Source organism: Gordonia sp. SGD-V-85, assembly GCF_001456905.1.
Taxonomy (GTDB): domain Bacteria; phylum Actinomycetota; class Actinomycetes; order Mycobacteriales; family Mycobacteriaceae; genus Gordonia; species Gordonia hongkongensis.
In genome coordinates this window covers 40,887-57,665 of record NZ_LNQO01000022.1, presented here as the reverse complement: position 1 = coordinate 57,665, position 16,779 = coordinate 40,887, and the positions used below count along the sequence as shown (strand labels likewise).

The 16,779-nt window shown below is 67.7% G+C and carries 17 protein-coding genes and 1 riboswitch; of the genes, 9 read left to right on the top strand and 8 right to left on the bottom strand.

The window, feature by feature from the left end; translation table 11 throughout:
* Window positions 1-9: 9 nt before the first annotated feature.
* Window positions 10-726, top strand: coding sequence for a 50S ribosomal protein L1 (gene rplA, locus AS181_RS20390; protein WP_058253325.1), 717 nt, complete (start codon window positions 10-12; stop codon window positions 724-726).
* A gap of 70 nt (window positions 727-796) precedes the next feature.
* Here the strand turns inward: rplA and AS181_RS20385 are convergent, their stop codons facing one another.
* The 4 genes from AS181_RS20385 to AS181_RS20370 form a co-directional block, all read right to left on the bottom strand.
* Window positions 797-2,455 (bottom strand): HNH endonuclease signature motif containing protein, encoded by a 1,659-nt coding sequence (locus AS181_RS20385; RefSeq protein ID WP_058253354.1) that lies wholly within the window; start codon window positions 2,453-2,455, stop codon window positions 797-799.
* Window positions 2,456-2,704: 249 nt separating this feature from the next.
* Window positions 2,705-3,784 (bottom strand): ABC transporter substrate-binding protein, encoded by a 1,080-nt coding sequence (locus AS181_RS20380; protein ID WP_058253324.1) that lies wholly within the window; start codon window positions 3,782-3,784, stop codon window positions 2,705-2,707.
* 11 nt (window positions 3,785-3,795) lie between these two features.
* Window positions 3,796-4,602 (bottom strand): ABC transporter ATP-binding protein, encoded by an 807-nt coding sequence (locus AS181_RS20375; RefSeq protein ID WP_058253353.1) that lies wholly within the window; start codon window positions 4,600-4,602, stop codon window positions 3,796-3,798.
* 23 nt (window positions 4,603-4,625) lie between these two features.
* Entirely contained in the window at window positions 4,626-5,705 is a 1,080-nt protein-coding gene (locus AS181_RS20370) for a FecCD family ABC transporter permease (protein ID WP_058253323.1), read from the bottom strand.
* Window positions 5,706-5,752: 47 nt separating this feature from the next.
* A riboswitch (cobalamin riboswitch) is annotated at window positions 5,753-5,930 on the bottom strand.
* 116 nt (window positions 5,931-6,046) lie between these two features.
* Here AS181_RS20370 and AS181_RS20365 point away from each other — a divergent pair.
* Window positions 6,047-7,000 (top strand): L-lactate dehydrogenase, encoded by a 954-nt coding sequence (locus AS181_RS20365; RefSeq protein WP_058253322.1) that lies wholly within the window; start codon window positions 6,047-6,049, stop codon window positions 6,998-7,000.
* A 2-nt stretch (window positions 7,001-7,002) separates the two neighbouring features.
* Here the strand turns inward: AS181_RS20365 and AS181_RS20360 are convergent, their stop codons facing one another.
* Window positions 7,003-7,887, bottom strand: a complete 885-nt coding sequence (locus tag AS181_RS20360; RefSeq protein ID WP_058253321.1) for an alpha/beta fold hydrolase — start codon at window positions 7,885-7,887, stop codon at window positions 7,003-7,005.
* Window positions 7,888-8,012: 125 nt separating this feature from the next.
* On the opposite strand from AS181_RS20360, the gene AS181_RS20355 reads away from it, so the two are divergent.
* The 6 genes from AS181_RS20355 (at window position 8,013) to AS181_RS20330 (ending at window position 11,371) form a co-directional block, all read left to right on the top strand.
* Window positions 8,013-8,402, top strand: a complete 390-nt coding sequence (locus AS181_RS20355) for a hypothetical protein (protein WP_139114240.1) — start codon at window positions 8,013-8,015, stop codon at window positions 8,400-8,402.
* Window positions 8,403-8,552: 150 nt separating this feature from the next.
* Entirely contained in the window at window positions 8,553-8,825 is a 273-nt protein-coding gene (locus AS181_RS20350; RefSeq protein WP_058253319.1) for an excalibur calcium-binding domain-containing protein, read from the top strand.
* Window positions 8,826-8,846: 21 nt separating this feature from the next.
* The gene (locus AS181_RS20345; protein WP_058253318.1) at window positions 8,847-9,323 is read left to right on the top strand and encodes a helix-turn-helix domain-containing protein; all 477 of its coding nucleotides are present in this window, start codon (window positions 8,847-8,849) and stop codon (window positions 9,321-9,323) included.
* Window positions 9,320-9,778 (top strand): VOC family protein, encoded by a 459-nt coding sequence (locus tag AS181_RS20340; RefSeq protein WP_058253317.1) that lies wholly within the window; start codon window positions 9,320-9,322, stop codon window positions 9,776-9,778. The genes AS181_RS20345 and AS181_RS20340 overlap by 4 nt, the downstream gene beginning before the upstream one ends.
* A gap of 50 nt (window positions 9,779-9,828) precedes the next feature.
* The gene (locus AS181_RS20335; RefSeq protein ID WP_231742583.1) at window positions 9,829-10,530 is read left to right on the top strand and encodes a YoaK family protein; all 702 of its coding nucleotides are present in this window, start codon (window positions 9,829-9,831) and stop codon (window positions 10,528-10,530) included.
* 10 nt (window positions 10,531-10,540) lie between these two features.
* On the top strand, window positions 10,541-11,371 hold the full coding sequence (locus AS181_RS20330; protein ID WP_058253315.1) for a DUF2786 domain-containing protein: 831 nt from the start codon (window positions 10,541-10,543) through the stop codon (window positions 11,369-11,371).
* Here AS181_RS20330 and AS181_RS20325 read toward each other — a convergent pair.
* Window positions 11,368-12,309 carry a YhjD/YihY/BrkB family envelope integrity protein gene (locus AS181_RS20325; RefSeq protein ID WP_058253352.1) on the bottom strand — a complete coding sequence of 314 codons (942 nt, stop codon included), beginning with the start codon at window positions 12,307-12,309 and terminating at the stop codon, window positions 11,368-11,370. The genes AS181_RS20330 and AS181_RS20325 overlap by 4 nt on opposite strands.
* A gap of 117 nt (window positions 12,310-12,426) precedes the next feature.
* On the opposite strand from AS181_RS20325, the gene AS181_RS20320 reads away from it, so the two are divergent.
* Window positions 12,427-12,945, top strand: a complete 519-nt coding sequence (locus AS181_RS20320) for a TIGR04338 family metallohydrolase (RefSeq protein WP_058253351.1) — start codon at window positions 12,427-12,429, stop codon at window positions 12,943-12,945.
* Between the two features lie 63 nt (window positions 12,946-13,008).
* Here AS181_RS20320 and AS181_RS20315 read toward each other — a convergent pair whose 3' ends face one another.
* Both AS181_RS20315 and AS181_RS20310 read right to left on the bottom strand, forming a co-directional pair.
* Window positions 13,009-14,622 carry a purine-cytosine permease family protein gene (locus AS181_RS20315; RefSeq protein WP_058253314.1) on the bottom strand — a complete coding sequence of 538 codons (1,614 nt, stop codon included), beginning with the start codon at window positions 14,620-14,622 and terminating at the stop codon, window positions 13,009-13,011.
* Between the two features lie 113 nt (window positions 14,623-14,735).
* A complete protein-coding gene (locus AS181_RS20310) occupies window positions 14,736-16,748 on the bottom strand; it encodes a hydantoinase B/oxoprolinase family protein (protein WP_058253313.1) in 2,013 nt (670 codons plus the stop codon).
* Window positions 16,749-16,779: the final 31 nt, after the last annotated feature.

Here is a 16,779-nt window from a genome sequence, read left to right as displayed (position 1 = left end):
AACAGAGCAATGAGCAAGAAGAGCAAGGCCTACGCGGCCGCGGCCGAGAAGGTCGACAAGACCAAGCTGTACAGCCCGCTGGAGGCTGTGGAGCTGGCCAAGGACACGTCGTCGAAGAACACCGACGCGACCGTCGAGGTCGCGATCCGGCTGGGCGTCGACCCCCGTAAGGCAGACCAGATGGTTCGAGGCACCGTCAATCTGCCACACGGCACCGGTAAGACTGCCCGTGTGATCGTGTTCGCCGCCGGCGACAAGGCCGCCGAGGCCGCCGCCGCCGGTGCCGACGAGGTCGGCGCCGAGGATCTGATCGAGCGCATCCAGGGCGGTTGGCTGGACTTCGACGCCGCGATCGCCACCCCGGATCAGATGGCCAAGGTCGGCCGTATCGCGCGTGTCCTCGGACCCCGCGGCCTGATGCCGAACCCGAAGACGGGCACCGTGACCACCGACGTCACCAAGGCCGTCAACGACATCAAGGGCGGCAAGATCAACTTCCGCGTCGACAAGGCTGCGAACCTGCACTTCGTCATCGGCAAGGCCTCGTTCGACCCGGCCAAGCTGGCCGAGAACTACGGCGCTGCCTACGACGAGATCATGCGCGCCAAGCCGTCGGCCGCCAAGGGCCGCTACATCAAGAAGGTCACCGTCTCCACGACGACGGGCCCGGGCATCCCGGTCGACCCGGCGGTCACCCGCAACTTCGCGGAGGCACCGCAGGCCTGATCTGATCAGGCGCACTGACACCCACGAGGGGCCCGGCATTCCGATGCCGGGCCCCTCGTGTCGTGTGCAATCACGCGTGGTCAGCGAGTATGCGTGCGAGTGCTGCTTCGACCGGGGTCAGCGGTGGGGTGGTGAGGTGCTCCGGCGGTGTTCGCGGATGGACCAGTTCGCGATAAGCGAGTTCGAGGCGCCGGCCGCGGTCGCCGTAGCCGACGGCGTCGGGGCGCGACCGGTTCGGGCGCGACTGGTCGCCGGACCTGGTGGCAGGTCTGTGGATCTCGTTGCGCACGGTGTTCAGGTGTTGTGCGAACCGCCGGGGTATGTCGGGTCGGCGGTTGAGGTGTTCGGGATTGGGTGGTACGCCGGGTTCGGCGTTCAATCGCCAGAGGCAGCGGCCTTCGTCGGGTCCGGATCGGGCGATGCGGGTGGTGTATTGGCCGGGTTGGTCGCCGACCATGCGGTTGTGTCGCGGGCAGGCGGGGGCGAGGTCGTCGATGTCGGTGAGTCCGCCTTTGGCCCAATCTTTGTGGGCGTGGTGGAGTTCGACCTGGGTGGCGGGCTGATCGCAGCCGGGTGCCGAACACACTTCCCCGTCGGGGCGGGCGAAGGAGACGAGGCGTTGTTCGCGGGTGGCCAGACGTCTGCCGCGCCCGAAGTGCAGGGGGACGGTGGTGGCGTCTTTGAAGATCGCCAACCATGGCTGGACGTCACCGGCCATCGCGATCAGGTCCCGGATGGGCAGCAGGGTTCCGGTGGCGGTGGTCGCGAGTCCGGCTTCGCGGATGAGGTCGCCGAGGTCGGCTTTGATGATCAGTTGCACGGGCAGGCCGCGGTGCGAGGTGCCGAGTGTTCCGTCGGCGAATCCGGCGGCGAGTGCGGCGTCGAGTGCGTCGTGATTGGTCTGGGCGAGGGTGCGGCCGTCGCGGTCGGCTGCGGTGGCCAGGGCTTCGGGGTCGGCGGTGCCGGCCGGGCCTTGGGGCGACTGTGGGTCGTCGGGGTTGTTGAGTCCGGGTTTGCCCCACACGGCGAACATCATGGTGAGTCGGGCGGCGAGTGCGGGTGTCAGGGTGCCCGATATTTTGGCGGTGCCGTCGGCGCGTTGCCGTCCGATCCACAGGCCGCGGCGTCGTTTCTGGTCGGTGTCATCGGCCAGGGTGCCGTCGGGGTCGAGGTGGGCAAGCAGCCGCGAGCCGAGTTGGGTGATGTCGGCCGGGGTGTGGTCGGTGGCGATCTCGGCCATCTGTCGTTCAGCGGCGACCTTGATGTCGTGGTCGACGGCGACCGGGATGCGGTCGAGGACGTCGAGGGTGGCCTGCACGTGCGCGGTGCCGACTGTTCCTTGTGCGAAAGCTTCGGCGAGGCAGGGGTATTCGGGTGGGAGGACCTCGCCGCCGAGGCTGGTGCGGTGGGCGGTGGCGTCCATCTGCTTACGGCGGCGCATCGGGTTCGAGACTCGTAGCCGGTGTGTCATGAACTGCATGAGGGTTCGGCAGCCGGCCTTGCGGGGTAGGTCGCGGGCCTCGACCTGATCGATCTGCCGGTCACCGGCAACGGTCAGACGCGCGATGGCGCGTTCGGTCTCCGCGGCGACGTCGATCAGTTCTTCGTCGGTGCACGAGGACAAGTCGACGGTCTGTAGTTCGTCGAGGTTCGCGTGGAGTTCGGCGACGAGTTCGGCCGCGCGGGACACGGGCGCGCCGTGGTCGGCGAGTGGTGTGGTGCTGGGCATGACGGTCACCTCCCCCGAAGAACCGTTGCTGCGAATGTACGTTCGAGTGTACACCCGCGTGGCCGGATGGCAATCCCAAAAAGCCATGTTGTGCAACGGTATTCGTCGGCTCGAACTTGTCGGTGCCTCATGGTAGGGGTGCGAACGCAGTCAGGTGTTGCGAACTTCGACGGTGGGTGCACTGGATTCCCATGGGCGGCGGCGCGACAATCGCCGCCGCCCCACGTGTTCAACGGGGCGTCCCGCGAATCACTCCAGCCAGTTGTTGCCCCCGAGGTCCAATTGTGCGACATCCAGGGACGGGGTGATACCGGATTCCGGTGCTAGGCCGTGGTTCTCGAGAACGCCGCGCATGATCTCGGCGGCGTCGATGTTGAGTGGGCTCGACACCCACATCGCGTACGGCAGGTTCACGAAGCGGTTCTCGCGCACCGCCTTCAGGTTCCGGCTCGCGGGATTCGATCGCAGGGCGGCGATCTTCTCGTCGACCGACTGGCCGGGATAGTCGACGAACACGATGACCTCGGGGTCCGCGGTAGTGAGGCGTTCCCAGCTCACGGCGGTCCAGGTGTCCTCGATGTCCTCGGTCGCGTTGCGCGCGCCCGCGGCGTCGATGATGCCCTGCGGGCCGCCGAAGGATCCGGAGGAGAAGATGGTGTCCGAGACGCTGTCGAAGACGAACACAGTCGGTTTCGCGGCGGGTTGTGGTGCGGCGCGCAGCTTCTCGAGGCGGCCGGCCACCTCGTCGGCCGCGGCGGCGCCCTGCTCGGGATTGCCGGTGATGTTGCCGATGTTGCGCAGATCGGTGTCGAGCGCGACCCACGGGTCCATGGTGCCGCGCTGCGCCTCGCCCTCGGTCTGCCGGCACGCCTCGGACAACTGGTACACGTCGATGCCGTGTCCGGCGAGGATCTCGGGTGTGATCCCGCGCGACTCGCTCATGCCGTAGTTGTATCCGGCATACAGCACTTGGGGTTTCGCCGCGACGATGTTCTCGAGTGTGGGACGTTCGGTCGCGACCTCGTTCAGGGTGTCGACCTGGGGTCCGTACTCGAGCCGCAGGACGTCCTTGTCCCGGGCGAGCGCGCTGACCGCCACCATGTTGTCACGGGCCCCGGCGGCGAGTGCGATCGCGATCATGCCGCCGTCGTTGACGAACAACCGGTCGAGGGGTTGCGGGTAAGCGACGTCGGCTCCGCAATTGGTCACGGTGACAGTGCTTTCCGACGCTGCGGTGCTGTCGGTTCCGCAGGCGGTGGCAGTTCCCAGGGTCAGAGCCGCCGCCACGATGGCGACGGTCGGGTGAACTCGGGACGTACGTATGGTCAAAGGATGTCCTCTCACGGGATGTCTTTCGTCAGAGTGCTGGGGGCGGGTGTGGTGGTGGGAGTGTTCAGGAGCAGATGGGGCAGGCCCGTCGACGGATGGTCGACGACGGTGCCGGACACCTCGAAGACGTCGGCCAGCAGAACCGGCGTCAGCACCTCGACCGGAGGTCCGTGCACGATGACACCGCCGTCGGAAACCACTGCGACGGCGTCGAAGTGACGCAGCAGCAGGTCGAGGTCGTGCATCGCCGCGACCACGGTGGCGTCGAGTTCGTCGAGGATCTCCATCAGTCGTAGTCGCCAGGCGGCGTCCAGGTGATTGGTGGGTTCGTCGAGCACCAGGATCGGGGTCTGCTGAGCGAGCGCGCGGGCGAGGACGACGCGGTGCCGTTCGCCGCCGGACAGCTGGGTGCACGAGCGGGTGCCCCAGCCGTCGAGCCCGACCTGGATCAACGCGCGATCGACCACCGTCTTGTCGTCGGAACTCCCGGTGGACCAGGCCGACCGGTACGGGGTCCGGCCGAGGCCGACCGCCTCGGCGACCGTCAGTTCCGCGGAGGGCTGTTCCTCCTGGCCGACCACCGCCATCGACATGGCGCGGCGTCGCGAGGGGATGCGGTGGAGGTCGTCTCCGTTCACCTCGACGTTGCCGGCGGCCGGGCGTTCGAGACCGCACAGCGTGCGCAGCAGGGTGGTCTTGCCGGAACCGTTGGGCCCGACTATGGCCAGTCGGGTGCCGGCGGGGACCGCGAGATCGACATCCCGCAGGACGACCCGGCCCCCTCGACGGCACGCAAGCGCGTTCGCGCGCAACGACATCGACGATGCGCGGGCGGGGTCGGTCACGAGCCTCCCCCGAACACGTACTGGCGTCGTCCCATGAGGAACAGGAAGATCGGTGCCCCGATCAGTCCGGTCACGATGCCCAGCGGCATCTCGCGCGGTGCGGCCGCCACCCGCGAGATCACGTCGACCCACACCAGGAAGAGCGCACCGCCGCAGACCGCCACCGGCAGCATCGCGCGGTGGGTGGCGCCGACCAGGAGTCGCGCCGCGTGCGGGACGATGAGACCGACGAAACCGATGCCGCCCGCCACCGCGACGAGCACGCCGACCAGGAGTCCCTGAACACCGAACAGCGCGTTGCGCATGGCGCGTACCGGCACGCCCAGCGACGTCGCGGTGTCGGTTCCGGCCGCGTAGGCATCGAGCCAGGAGTGGATGGCGAGCATGGCCACGACGGTGGCCAGCACGACCACCGCGGCGATCTGCACTTTCGCCCAGGTGGCGCCCGCGACGCTGCCGAGCATCCAGAACATCACGTTGTCGGCGGCGTGCGGGTCGGCGGCGGTGAACACCAGCAGCGACGACAACGCCATGAACGCCGACGACAACACCACCCCGGACAGGATGAGTCGCAGCGCGGTCAACCCGCCCTGGGCACGGGCCACCAGGTACACCGTGACGGTGGCGGCCAGCGCGCCGAGCAGCGCCCCGCCGGACAGCGCCCAGACGCCCAGACCCGCGAGCACGCCGAGGGTCATCACCGCGGTGGCCCCGACCGCCGCGCCGGCGGACACACCCAGCAGATACGGCTCGGCCAGCGGGTTGCGGACCAGGGCCTGCATGAGTGCGCCGGCCAGCGCCAGCCCGGCTCCGACCAGCGCGGCCAGCACGGACCGGGGCAACCGGAGATCCCAGATGATGACGGCGTGCGCGGAGTCGAGCTCGGCCCCGGTCATCCGGCCGACGACGGTGTGCCACACCTCGCCGACGGGGATGGTCTCCGCGCCGAAAGCGGTGGCCAGGGCGATGCTGAGGAGGGTGAGGACGAACAGTACTGCGGCTAGCGGCGTCGACGGGAGTCGCCGGACCGACGGGGCGGTCGCGCTCTCGGTCGTGCCGTCGGTACGACGGGACACGGGTGGTACTGCCTATCGGTCTGGGTATCTGTGCGCGAGATACACGATGGACTCGAGCGAGAACGGCCGGTAATCGGACTCGGGATCGTGGCGCCGGCGCCTTCCCGGGTCGCCCCGGTGTCCGCGCCGAATCCGTCCCCCATACCGTTGCGCGCCAGTCCCGGATTCACACCGGGTTCCCTGACACCCACGTGTGCGGGTGTGACCGTTCTCGGGGCTCACGCTATCAACATCGACCGCCGACCGAACGCGCGGTCGGCGGCGCAGCCCGGACAGCCGACACGCGAGCACCTACGCTGGGTGCCGACGATCGATGAACCCGACGCGGAAACGGTGAAGCGATGGACGTACGAGACACGAAGCTGGCCATCATCGGGGCGGGTGCGGTGGGCACCGCGATCGCCTACTCGTCCCTCATCCGAGGTGTCGCACGGACCATCGCCCTCCTCGACATCAACGCTGCCAAGGTGACCGCCGAGGTGCTCGACATGTCGCATGGCCTCGAGTTCGTGCCGCGGGCGGACATCATCGGATCCGACGACGTCTCGGTGTGCGCGGACGCCGACGTCGTCGTGTTCACCGCCGGCGCGAAGCAGAAGCCAGGGCAGTCGCGTCTCGAATTGGCCGAGGCGACAATCGGTCTGACACGCGCCATCCTCCCCGGGGTCTTGGCGGTGGCCCCGAACGCGATCTATGTGATGGTCACCAATCCCGTCGACATCGTCACCTACGCCGCCCAGGAGATCAGCGGGTTGTCACCGCACCAGGTCTTCGGGTCGGGCACGGTGCTGGACTCGTCCCGCCTGCGGTTCCTGATCGCGCAACACTGCGGGGTCGCGGTACAGAGCGTGCACTCCTACATCGTCGGCGAACACGGCGACAGCGAGATCCCGCTGTGGAGCTCGGCGTCGATCGGGGGCGTGCCGCTCACCTCGTGGACGCCGCTGCCCGGCCGTCCGGCGATGGACGCCGTTGCGCGCGAACGTATTCACCACGAGGTCGTACATGCCGCGTACACCATCATCGAGGGCAAGGGGGCGACGAACTACGCGATCGGTCTGGCCTCGACGCGCATCGTCGAGGCGATCCTGAACAACGAACACCGGGTGCTGCCGGTGTCGACGAGGGCGAACGGCATCGAGGGGCTCGACGGCGTGTGCCTCTCGCTGCCGACCGTCGTCGACCGCGGTGGTGCGCAAACCCGGCTCGATGTCCCGCTGTCGGACTCCGAGCGGGCGGGCCTCCTCGCCTCGGCGGAAACGCTGCGCGGGATGCAGGCGCGGTTCGGGTTCTGACGTCACACGGGGACGGTCCCGCGCAAGAACTCGAGCTGATCGGCGACCACCCGCTCGAAGTCGTCGCCGACGTAGATGTCGAAATGTCCTGCCGGATAACGAATTACCCGTGCTGCCGGGGCGCGGCGGGCGTACCGGGCAGTCGGTCCGGCCGGCGCCACGGTGTCGTCGTCGCAGATGCACACGAGCGTGGGGCAGGTCAGCCTTCGCAATGCCCGACCAGGCGTGTGCAGCGGGATCGTCAGCCCGATCCGGGCGGCGACCTCGTTGGTGAACTCCAGGTCGTCGGGCACCAGCGGCAAGTATCCCGACACCGCGTCGGGTGCCGTCATCAGGGCGGCCGAGCCGGACGCACCGGCGAGGCCGACGGTGACCGGCGGACGGCCCAGTGCCGAACCTGCAAGATCCGCGAGTGCGCGCACGGTCACCTTCGCCCCGGACACCACGCCCAGGGCGGCGGTGGAGGCTACTCCACTGGTGAAGGGGCACTGGGAGATCACCGCGGCCACCCGGCCGTCGCGTTCGCCCGCGACGAGGACGTGTCCGCCGCCGAAGGAGGTGCCCCACAGCACTATCCGTGAGGTGTCGACACCGCTGAGTGTTCGGGCGAAGGCGATTGCCGCGGCCCAGTCGTCGAGTTGGCGGCGGATAGACAGCAGCTGTCTCGGTTCGCCGTCGCTGTCACCGAAGTGGCGGTAGTCGAACACCAGGCACGAGTATCCCGCAGCGGCGAAGCGCTCGGCGAACGTGTCCAGGCGCATCCGCCGGACCGCACCGAGCCCGTGTGCCATCACGATGACCGGCGCCGGAGTGGTTCCCTCGGGCCGGTACCACCAGGCCCGGCATGTCGTCCCGGACGAATCGAACTCGACGTCGTTCCTGATCATCGTTTCCCCGCTGTCGGTGGTTTCCTGGCCGGACTGTACCAATACGCGTTGTCGAATGGCAGGCTTGCCGGAGGCTGTGGAAAGCGAGATGGAACCCGACGTCGACGCTGCTAGCGTCTGCCGTCGTGAAGAGATTGATAGCGGGGGCGTTGATCGCCGGAGCGGCAGTATTCGGATTGACTGTGGGCGCGGGTGATTCCGACGCCAAGATCAAGCCGGGCAACTACAAACAGCAGCAACTCATCTACGGATTCGTTCCGATGCCGGAGTCGAATGCGCGGGTCATCGGCAACGGCATGTACACCGACTACTACGGGATCGGGCCGTGGAATCTGCAGCGTCAGCAGATCCAGCAGACTCCACACGGCGGCGTCGTGGCGCACACTGCGGACCCGGTGATGCAGTGGTTCGCGCGTACGGAGTTTCGGCGCACCAAGAACGGATATGTCGGCACGATGTACAGCTGGGGCGTCCCGCTCGGCAGTGCGCTGCTGAAGGAACAGCCGCGTCGCTGACCCCGCGCCTTCCGATCCCGGGTCCGGCCGACGACGTGTCCGTCGGCCGGACCAATTTTCGCTTCTGATGCGTCCTTCGATGACCGGACCCCCTAGTGTCACCTCGTCACGATGAGGTGTCGGGGGACACACAGAAGAAGGTCAAACACGATGCGTTGCTCGCGAATGATGGTCCCCGGATTCCTGGCCGCGGCGTCGATGACGGTCGCTCCGCTGTTGGTTGCGGCACCCGCCTCGGCGGCCACCGATTACGCCAACTGCTCGGAACTCAACGCCGACTATCCCCACGGTGTCGGCCAGGCCGGCGCCGTCGACTCCACATCGGGTACGCCGGTCACGACGTTCACCGTCGACGACGATCTGTACGACGCCAACTCCGAGAGCGACCGCGACAAGGACGGCATCGCCTGCGAGAAGCGCTGAGCGTGAGTCACACTGGGTGACGTGTTCACCCAGGTCGAGGACGAGAACCGGCGGTTGCTCCGTGCGCGCGACGCCATCGACCGCTCCTACGCCGATGACCTCGACATCGCAACGCTCGCCCGCATCGCGCTGATGTCGCCGTCGCACTTCATCCGCCGGTTCCGGGCCGTGTTCGGGGAGACGCCGCACCGCTGCCTGCAGCGTCGGCGCATCGAGCGGGCCTGTGCCCTCCTTCGGACCACCGACGTCCCGGTGCTCGACGTCGCGTTGCTGGTCGGCTACGACAGTCCTGGCACGTTCGGCCGGACGTTCAGCCGACTCGTCGGCTTCAGTCCCATGGCCTACCGGCAGCGTGTCGCTCCGATTCCCGTTCCCGGTTGCTTCGTGCGCCGGTGGACCAGGCCGAGCGATGCTGCCACCGGGGTCCCGCGAGCGGCCGAAGTGAGCGATTTCGGAGAAGCGCCGACCGGGCCGCCGGTCGTATCGTCGGGCGCATGATCAACGGCATCGGTATCCATTCCGTCTACGTCCTCGATCAGGACGTCGCACTCGACTTCTACGTCGGCACACTCGGTTTCACGATCGACACCGACGTCGACATGGGTTTCATGCGGTGGTTGACGATCGCGCCGCCCGGTCAACCCGACCGGCTCATCCTGCTCGAGAAGCCCGGGCCGCCCGCGCTTTCCGACGAGACCGCCGCGAAGATCCGCGACCTCGTGACGCAGGGGGCGATGCCGGTGACGATCCTGTCGACCGACGATTGTCGCGGCACCCACGCGGCGCTCGTCGCACGCGGCGTCGAGTTCACCCAGGACCCCGAAGACCAGCCCTACGGCACCGACTGTGCGTTCCGGGACCCGTTCGGCAATGCGTTGCGAATGACCCAGCGCACCGCCGCCGACCGGCCGATCGGAGCCGACGACATCGGCCGCTGGGCGCCGGACGAGTGAGGTGGTCCGCCGAACATCCCGGCGGCCACGCAGGCGTTAGATTCGTGCCCATGGCGGTCCGACTCGACAAGTACCTGAGCAGCAACCACCCGGACATCGCGATCGCGGCGGCGTTGCTGTTCCTGGCCGGGCTGGTCGACGCCATCGCGTTCGTCGTGCTCAAGGGCAGCTTCGTCGCGTTCATGTCCGGCAATTCGACGATCCTGGGAGCGTCGACGGCCGCGGGCGGGTGGTCGACGATCGCGGTCGTCGCCGGACTCGTCGCGGCCTTCTTCGGCGGGGCCGTGGGCGGCGCGGCACTCGGTCGCTGGGGCGGACAGCACTCGCCGGTCTGGGTTCTCGTAGCCGTGACGGTGACGCTTCTCGCCGGCACCGTTGTCGCGCTGACCGCGTCGCCGACGGCCGGGATGATCGTGGTGGCGACGGCGACCGGCGCGATCAACTCGGCACTGTCGCACACCTCGACGGTGCCGGGCGGCTTGACGTACGTCACCGGCACGCTGGTGAAGTCCGCGCACGAGCTGGTCGCCTCGCTGGGTACCGATCGACCGTGGGCGTGGCTGGCGGTGTTCTGGTTGTGGCCGGTGTTCGTCCTGGGCGCGGTGTGCGGCGGTTTCGCAGAACGTCACTGGGGTGTCGCCGGGTTGTGGGCCGGGGTCGCGATCGCCGCCTGCACCCTCCTCCTTCGGGTTGCCGAGACGTTGTCTCGGGGCAATTCGCGCTCAGATGGAACCGATCTTGCCGCTGGATAGTCTGAGTTACATGCGCGACGACAAGCTGCTCACCCGGATCTCCGCCCTTCTCCGTCAAGCGGAGAACACCGACAACGAGCACGAGGCCGAGACCTTCATGCAGGCCGCCCAGCGGCTCGCGACGGCGTCGTCGATCGACCTGGCGGTAGCGCGGGCCCACGACCCCGCGGCGCGCAAGAAGGTCACCCCGATCAGTCGACAGATCGCGATCGGCGAGCCCGGCAAACGCGGACTGCGGACCTACGTGCAGCTCTTCGTTGCCATCACCGCCGCCAACGACGTGACCGTCGACGTGGCGAGCAACTCGACCTTCGTGCTCGCCTACGGGTACGAAGCCGACATCGACGCCTGCGAGGCCCTCTACACGTCGCTGATCGTGCAGATGGTCGCGGCCAGCGACGCCTACCTGCGGTCGGGTGCCTACAAGGGCGAGACGTTCGCGCGGGTCGTCACCCGCGGGAACGGGTGGCGAGCCCGGCGGGTGATCGAGGAGAAGCCGTTGTCGCCGATCACGGCGCGGCTCAACTTCCAGTCGGCGTTCGCCGAACGCATCGGCAAGCGTCTCGCCGAGGCCCGCGACGCGGCGCGTGCGGAGGCCCTGGCCGCCGAACGCGACTCCGGGGAGACCACGCGCTCGACGGCGGTCGCGTTGCGCAACAAGGAGATCGAGGTCACCGACTTCTACCGGACCGAGTCGAGCGCCCGCGGGACGTGGCGTCCGTCGAGCGCCTCGGCCGGCTACTCGGAGGCCGCACGCCGCGCCGGCGACCGCGCGGGACGTCGCGCGAAGATCGGTGCCGACCGCGAGTTCGGCGGTGCGCGTGGCGCTTTGGAGGGTTAGGGCTCCACGCGCGTGGGCGGGGCGTCCACCGGACTCCCGGGAGGCCGGTCGTACCAGGATGCAGACGGGTGCGGGACGAACGGTGTCGGTGTGCCGGCCCACCGCCGCACCCACCGGCCCAGACGACCCTCGTCCGTTGCCACGGCGTGCACGACGATGGCGGTGACGACGAGGATCAGCGCGAACACGAACAGCCAGCTGATCGCGACGAAGACGACACCGAGGGTGCCGTAACTGCGGATGGTGCCCGCCGCGAGCGTCGGCAGTGCGACGCGGCTGCCGGCGAGCAGGGCGGTGATGAGGATGCCGGTACCGAGGCCGTTGAGGACGAGCAGCTTCATCGGTACCTGCGACGACACCAGGAGCCGCGGGATCGCGGTGAAGGTGACCGACCAGATCAACACGGTCACGGCGACGATGAGCCCGATTCCCAGGACGCCCCGATCGCCGATGTGCATGCCAAACAGCGAGGTGGCCTCCACTCCGGTGGACAGACCCTGCACGGTGACCGCGGCGGGGATGAGGAAGACGACGACGACCCATCGCCAGAAGCTGCTCCACGGCAGTTTGGCGACGTCCCAGATCGACACATACATTCGGCCGAGAGCACGGGACAGGGAGGTGGCGCCGGCGATGGTCATCAGCGCACCGACGATGCCGAAGGTCGTCGCCGAGGTCGGGTCGTCGATCGTGGGCGTGTCGAGACTGCTGACGGGGATACCGAGCTGGGTCAGTGCGTCGTCGACGACGCTGGCGCCCGGCAGGGTGAGCACCAGGATCACGACCGGGAGGATCGAGGTGAAGGCCTGCGCGGCCAGGGTCATCGACCGGTCCGTGAGATTACCCCGAGCCATGTCGATGACGATGCGGAGCATCAGGGAGGCGCCGGGCAGTCGCATCACGCGCTCGCGTACGGCATCGAGGTCGGGACGGCGCATGAAGTCTCCCATCGGCTCCGGGGTGAGCTTCGGCCCGCTCGCTTCGCTCCCGGCGCCGTGGCTCCTCGGCCCGCTCGCTTCGCTCCCGGCGCCGGGTCTCTCATCATCGGCGATGCCGTGAGTGAACGGGACACCGGGCGCGCACGATTCTATGAGGCCGAGCACCTCGTGCATCGCCTGTTCGACAACGTGTCGTCGTCACGGACGGTGCAACTCGCCGGCACCGAGGTCACCCTCCCCGCGGAGGCGCGCTTCGCCTCGATCGACGCCGTCGACGACTACGTGGGCCGCGTGCTCGCGCTGCCGGGTGTGCGGTCGAGTTTCGAGCGCGCGTCGCACCCGGTATCGGTCCGCGAACGGCGCGGCCAGCGGTCCGCCCACTATGCGGCGCGGGTTCGCAGATCCGACGGTGTGCCGGTCGCCGCCGAGATCGCCATCCCGTCGGCGGCCGACGGACGCTGGGCGCTGCGTGAACTGGTGGTGCTGCACGAGCTCGCCCATCACCTCGACGGCACGACCGGCCCGGCTCACGGGCGCGGATTCGTGCTGACGCTCATCGAACTCGTCGGGCTCGTACTGGGGCCCGAAGCCGCGTTCGTCTATCGCGTCGTGCTGTCGGATTCCGGGGTGGGGTGAACGACAGGTCCACCCCGGTTCGGTGGTGGACCTGTCGATTCGCGGCGGATGTGTGCGCGATTCCTATCCCGCCTTCGCCTCCCGATCTGCGGCTCGCTGGAACTCGAGGTCGTCGGAGGCGCAGGCCAGACAGATCGGTGCGTGACCGGCGGAGGGGTCGCGGTCCATCTCGTAGGCGATGTAGCTGTCCTCGCAGCGGTGGCACCGGATGCGCGCCTCCCACATGTCGTCGACCTCGTCGCGGGGGTCATAGGGTCGCTGCATCGTGAACCATCCCTCGCGGCGGAACGCCAGGGCCGCCGCGTAGATGAGACCGGCCACGACGAAGGCGATGGGCGAGGCCCATACCGCACCGAACGTACCGCCGAAGAGGACGAGTGCGATGCCGATCACGGACGCGACCGCCCACGCGCCCATGCCTGCCGGGTTCACCGCCGGGACGCGACCCGGACGGAACTCCAGCGAATCGGCCGGGATCCTGCGCAGCCGCATCCAGCCGATGTGAGTCAGCGCGATGGCGACCCACCCCACGATGAGGACACCCTGGTACTGCAGGGAAGTGGTGATCCAGGACAGCACGTTTGTCAGCATCATCAGATAGACGATCACGGCGACGACGCCGACCCAGAAGGTCCGGGGCATCGAGAACTTGACGGTACGGGCGAAGAAGTTCTGGAAGTTGGTGGACGCCAGGTAGAAATTGCCGCTGTTGACCCGTGTCTGGCTGACGACGACCCAGAGCAGACCCCAGATACCCATCATGCCGACGATCCCGAGGATCGCCGACTCCTCCGAAAGAGGTCCGGCGATGGTGATGGTCTGTGCGAGGAACATGCCGACAGCCGCGTTGATCAGGAGCGTGACGACGTAGAACGGGGTGCCGAAGGACACGCGGGCGTTGAAGGTGGCATCCTGCGGGCGCCCGAATCGCGCGTAGTCCCAGGCCATCATGGTGACGACCCAGACGCCCATGTAGATCACGAAGGCGTACCACCAGCCCGGCACTCCCAGATCGGCCGCGGCCTCCGGCTCATAGGTGAGCCAGTCATTGCTGTAACCGTATTCAGCGATCGCCCACACCACCGAACCGACCAGTCCGACCACGTAGAGCGGCAGCAGGACCCCGTTGAGGCGGTCGAGCCAGGTGGCGACACCGCGCCATGCCAGCGGGGCCTGGTAGGCGACGACCACGAAGGCCCAGAACGCGATCGGCAGTCCGCCGAAGTAGGCGTGCAGGGCCGACGCGACGATCGCACCTTCGGCCACCACGTAATACGCGATGGTGATCCCGAACAGGGCTGCGGCGAAGGCGGATCCGGCGCGGCCGAACACGACGCGGGAGAACAGCGAGACGCTGGTGCCGGTCTGGTTGGCGAACTTGGCGGCGACGGAGTTGATGGCGCCGTAGGCCACCACCGAGAGTCCGATGCCGATGAGGGCGTCGGTGGCGCCCACGGACAGGGAGACAGTGGCGCCGACGACCACGAAGAACATCGCGCTCATCAGGCCGAACCAGGCCATCGAGACCGACGAACGAGACGTCCGCCACGAGTTGGGCACGATGTGCATGGAGTAGTCCTCGGCGGCGGCGCGTGCCAGGACCTGCGGATCGTCGGTGTAGGTGACGTCCAGGGGCGGAACTCCGCCCGCCCTGGAGGACGAGATGTCGAGAGTCATTGCTTTCCTTGGTGTTCGAGTGATGGTCAGATGCGAAGCAGCGGCGGGTGGATGGCGTCGATGCCACCACCCGCCGCTGGGTGTCATTCGGATTTCCCGGGAGTCGGGAGAGGTCAGACGGTCGCCGGCTCCGAGACCGTCAGCGTGCCGGGGACGAAATCGATGGTCGGGTCGTCGGTCCAGTGGATGACGGTGCGTCGCTGCAACATCTGCCGGAACTGAGACGTCGTGTTGGTCAGCACCTCACCGCTGCCCCAGTCGAGGATCACGCCGTACTGACGGACACAGTCCATCTCGTTGATCAGACCGGCGCGATACTCCTCGGAGACCGCTTCGGGATCGCGCTCGATCCATGCATGCCGATTGCTGCGGATGTACTCCCGCGCCCCGATGGTGGCTTCGAGATCGACCTCGTAGGCGAAGATCTCAGGATCGATCTCCCTGATGACCACGCCATAGTCCTTCTCCGCCCGGGCAATCGAGACATAACCGTCGATGACGTCCTCCAGAACCGCGTCGACGTCACGCTGGAGTGGGTCGCCGAGGCCGCCGCCACCGGCCGACGGGCGGGTGAACTCGTCGCCGGACTTGACGGGGACCGCGGCGAAGATCGAACCCAGATATTGCTCGTCGTCGGTGCCTTTGTTGAGCCAGACGCCGTGGGGGATGGATGGCAGGCCGCCCCACAGCCCCCAGGTCACCGACCGTTCGCGATCGCAGCAGTAGGACATGACGGTGTTGTCGCTGGCCCACAGTTTTCCGCCCTTTTCGGCACCGAGACCGCCGCGGAACCTGCCGGGCCCGCCGGAGTCGGGCACCAGGTCGTGGCACGACGTGAGAACCGGGGCGAGCCTTTCCTGTCCTTCGAAAGGCTGTGTGCCGTACTGGACTCCGAAGACGGCAGCGGATGCGTTGTAACCGTCGGCGCCGTTGCGGGCGCCCCAGCCGCCCATCATCCAGTCGTACCACATGAAATTCGGATTGCCTTCTCCGCGTTGATCGCGTCCGCCCACCAGGAGGTATTCCAGGTTGAACGTGCAGGCCATCGCGCGCTCGGGCTGGATGTCCGACCAGATCTCGAAGACCGAACTCATGATCTTCTCGAACGGGCCCGAACAGAAGCCGGCACACGGCGACGGCCAGTCGGCATTGACCACCGAACCGAGTGGCCCGAGGTCCGCCGCCACGACGCGGTAGAACCCGGAATTCAGTGGGATGTCCGGGAATTGCATCTTGGTGCCGGCGACGATGCCGGCGAACGACCCGCCGAATCCGGCGTTTAGCATCGACGAGATCGACGCGTGCGACTCGCTGAGGTCGTAGTGCACGGTATCTCCGGAGATCGTCATCCGCGTCTTGATCGGGATGAGGCCCTCCCCGCGCGCCGGGTCCTGGTCGATGTAGTCCTCGGTGTACCAGACCCCGTCGGGGAGCTCGGCGATCTTGGCGCGGGTGAGATCCTCGACGTAGTCCTGCACCTCCGCCATCGCGGTCTTGATGGTCTCGACGCCGTATTTGTCGCACAGGCGCTGGATCTCACGCTCGGCGACGCGGGTCGCCTCGGCCTGTGCCTGCATGTCGCCGATGATGTCGCGGGGATTCCGGGTGTTCTTCGCGATGAGATAGGCGACGTCGGTGAGGAACTGGTCCTTGCTCCACAGTCGGGTCGGCGGGATTCGCAGTCCCTCGCCCATGTGATCGAGTGCCTTGACGTTGAACGAGCCGGGAGTGGCGCCGCCGACGTCGGCCCAGTGACCGTTGGCCTGGGCGTAGCCGAGCAGTTCGCCCTGGTAGTAGATGGGTCGGATGATGCGGGTGTCGTTGAAATGGCTTCCGCCCTCGTAGACGTCGTTGATCACGAAGACGTCGCCGGGATGGATGTCGCCCTCGAACTGCCGGATGACCGCCTTGGCGGTGTAATGCAGTGTTCCGACGTGGGCAGCGATGTCGCCGGTACCCTGCATGACGGTGTTGCCCTCGGTGTCGCAGAGCGCCGAGGAGAAGTCCCGGGAGTAGATGACGAACGAGTAGCAGGTGCGCAGGATCTGCTCGGCCATCTGGTCGACGGTGTTGATGAAGGCGTTCTTCAGCACCTCGAAGGTGACCGGGTCGAGTGTTGTTGCCATGGTGTGGTTTTCCTGTTCTGTCAGAGAGGCT